This is a genomic window from Flavobacterium sp. (assembly GCF_049318325.1).
GTDB lineage: Bacteria > Bacteroidota > Bacteroidia > Flavobacteriales > Flavobacteriaceae > Flavobacterium.
Genome location: NZ_JBMOGQ010000190.1, coordinates 1 through 3,182 on the forward strand (window position 1 = coordinate 1; position 3,182 = coordinate 3,182).

Sequence of the window (3,182 nt, forward strand, 5' to 3'; positions counted from 1 at the left end):
CAGTAACCCCTAAAGCAGCCGCTACTCGCAAACGTCCGAACTTATCTTTATTCGCGATTGGTTTTTGAGTTAGTTTTGTAATATCTCTAAAAGTTATTAATCCGATAAGTTTAAAATTATCGTCAATCACAGGAAGTTTTTCAATTTTATTTTTCTGCAGAATTACTTCTGCTTCTTGTAGAGTTGTTCCTTCAGCAGCAGTTACCAGATTTTCAGAAGTCATAACTTCTAATATGGAACGGGAATTTATTTTTTCGAAACGCAAATCTCTATTGGTTGCAATTCCTTTAAGAATACCATTTTCATCAACAACAGGAATACCACCAATACCAAATTCTTTCATTACCATTTTAGCATCGCCAACTGTGGCTGTCAGAGGTAGAGTAACTGGGTCGATAATCATACCGGCTTCAGCTCTTTTTACTTTTCTGACTTTAGCTGCCTGTTGTTCGATTGTCATGTTTTTATGTAAGACACCAATGCCACCTTCCTGTGCCATAGCAATTGCCATAGCGCTTTCGGTAACGGTATCCATCGCAGCGGAAACAATAGGAACATTCAAAGTAATATTTCGCGAAAACTTCGACTGTATATTAACTTCGCGCGGTAAAACTTCAGAATAATTTGGGATTAGCAGTACATCGTCATAGGTTAAACCTTCTCCAACGATTTTAGTAGCGTGTGCTTTCATTGCAATTTTTAGTTTATGCTGAACTTGGTTCAGAGTAGTAGTTAAATTGCATGCAAATATAATAATCTTTATGTAAATAAGTCACTTAAATTCATCTTTAATAACTAAATTAGTACGAATAACTAAATTCATCTTAATGACAGAAAATCATAAGCTGATTACAGGACTTTCAAACGATGAAGTTGTTGCTTCAAGGAAGAAGTGGGGTTCCAATTCATTAGAACATCAACAGAAAAATCATTTACTGATTTCAATAATAGAAATGGTAAAAGAGCCCATGTTTCTGCTTTTGTTTGTTGCTGCCAGTATCTATTACATTACCGGAGATTATGGCGATGGTATTTTTATGACCATAGCCATATTGTTGGTTGCTACAATTTCATTATTTCAGGAGGCCAGGAGCAGAAATGCCATAGATGCTTTAAAAAAATTATCGCAACCCAAAAGTAAAGTCATCAGAAACGGCAAAATTATTGAAATTCCGAGCGAAGAAATTGTATTAGGTGATTGTATTCAAGTGCAAGAAGGAACCTTTATTCCTGCGGATGCCGTCATAATTCAATCTAACGATTTTTCAGTTAATGAAGCTATTTTGACCGGTGAATCGCTTTCAGTTTTTAAAAACGAATTCTCTGAAATTAATAAAGTGTTTCAGGGAACTATTGTTGCTACAGGTCTAGCAATTTGTGAAGTTAATGCTATTGGCAATCAAACCAGTTTAGGTAAAATTGGAAAAAGTTTGGAATCCATAGAAGAAGAAAAAACGCCATTACAAGTTCAAATTACCAATTTTGTAAAGAAAATGTCAATTGTTGGTTTGATTATTTTTGGAATTGTTTGGGCACTAAATTATTATCATTCAAAAGTAGTTTTTGATAGTTTACTAAAGGCTCTTACTATTGCAATGAGTGTTATTCCAGAGGAGATTCCGGTTGCATTCACCACATTCATGGCGTTAGGAGCTTGGCGTTTAATGCAAATAGGCATAATCACTAAACAAACTAAAACGGTCGAAACATTAGGCAGTGCGACTGTGATTTGTACTGATAAAACGGGAACGATTACAGAAAATAAAATGAGTTTGGCTAAACTGTATGTTTTTGATTCCAATATTGTAATTGATGCTAATAAAAAACTAAATTCAGAAGCTGAAGAAGTTTTAAGTTTTGCCATGTGGTCAAGTGAACCCATTCCGTTTGATGCTATGGAAATTGCAATTCATGAAGAGTACGCCAAATTGGAATCGGTTGATCAGAGACCTAATTATAAATTGATATACGAATATCCATTGGGAGGCAAGCCACCAATGATGACACATGTTTTTGAAGACAGTAAAGGAAAAAGAATTATCGCTGCTAAAGGTGCTCCAGAAGCATTAATTGAAGTCAGTTCCTTATTGGATAGTGAAAAAAATCAGGTACTAATTGCCGTGCAAGCTATGGCAAAAAAAGGGTATAGGGTTTTAGGAATTGGTATTGCTGATTTTCCGGGAACAGATTTTCCAATAACGCAACAGGAATTAAAATTCAGTTTTAAAGGACTAGTAGCTTTCTATGATCCTCCAAAAGCAAATATTCAGGAAGTTTTTGAAACCTTTTATAAAGCAGGTATTCAAATTAAAATTGTTACGGGGGATAATGCTGCTACAACTTCTACAATTGCACGTCAAATAGGCTTTAAAGATCCCGACAAAGTGCTTAATGGTGATGAACTAATGGAAATGGATTCGGAAACTTTAAAAGTAAAAGTTATGGAAACTACCATATTTACCAGAATGTTTCCCGAAGCCAAACTAAAAATAATTCAGGCATTAAAAGCGAACAATCAAATTGTAGCTATGACCGGAGATGGAGTAAATGATGGGCCTGCCCTAAAATCGGCGCACATAGGAATTGCCATGGGAAAAAAAGGAACTGAAATTGCTAAACAAGCGGCTAACCTTATTTTAATTGAAGATGATTTTAGTAAGATGATTGATGCTATTGCCATGGGTAGAAGAATATATGTCAATCTTAAAAAAGCTATTCAGTATATTATTTCTATTCATATTCCTATCATTCTTATAGTATTTATTCCTTTAGCATTAGGATGGCTATATCCCAACATATTTACGCCAGTTCACATTATCTTTTTAGAAATAATTATGGGACCGACTTGTTCCATAATTTATGAAAACGAACCGATGGAACATAATTTAATGCTCCAAAAACCAAGACCATTAACAACTACTTTTTTTAATTTGAAAGAAATAACCATTAGTATTATTCAGGGATTGGTTATTACTTTAGGTTTGCTGTTTATGTATAACTATTGTGTTGATGAAGGTTTTACCGAAAAATATACTAGAACTACAGTTTTTTTAACATTAATAATATCCAATATCTTTTTGACCCTAGAAAACCGCTCATTCTATTATTCTGTTTTCACTACTATTCGTTACAAAAATAATTTGGTTTTAATGATTATTGGAATCACAATCGGAATTACATCA

Annotated in this window: 2 protein-coding genes; one reads left to right on the forward strand and one right to left on the reverse strand. The window is 34.0% G+C overall.

Translation table 11 applies throughout. The features are described 5' to 3' along the window. Positions 1-691, reverse strand: a 691-nt coding sequence (locus tag ACOYLP_RS11490) for an IMP dehydrogenase (RefSeq protein WP_422856312.1), incomplete at its 3' end; no start/stop codon positions are given. A 136-nt stretch (positions 692-827) separates the two neighbouring features. Between ACOYLP_RS11490 and ACOYLP_RS11495 the strand changes: the two genes are divergently transcribed. Then, positions 828-3,182: cation-translocating P-type ATPase (locus ACOYLP_RS11495; protein ID WP_422856313.1), on the forward strand; the 2,355-nt coding region annotated here is incomplete at its 3' end.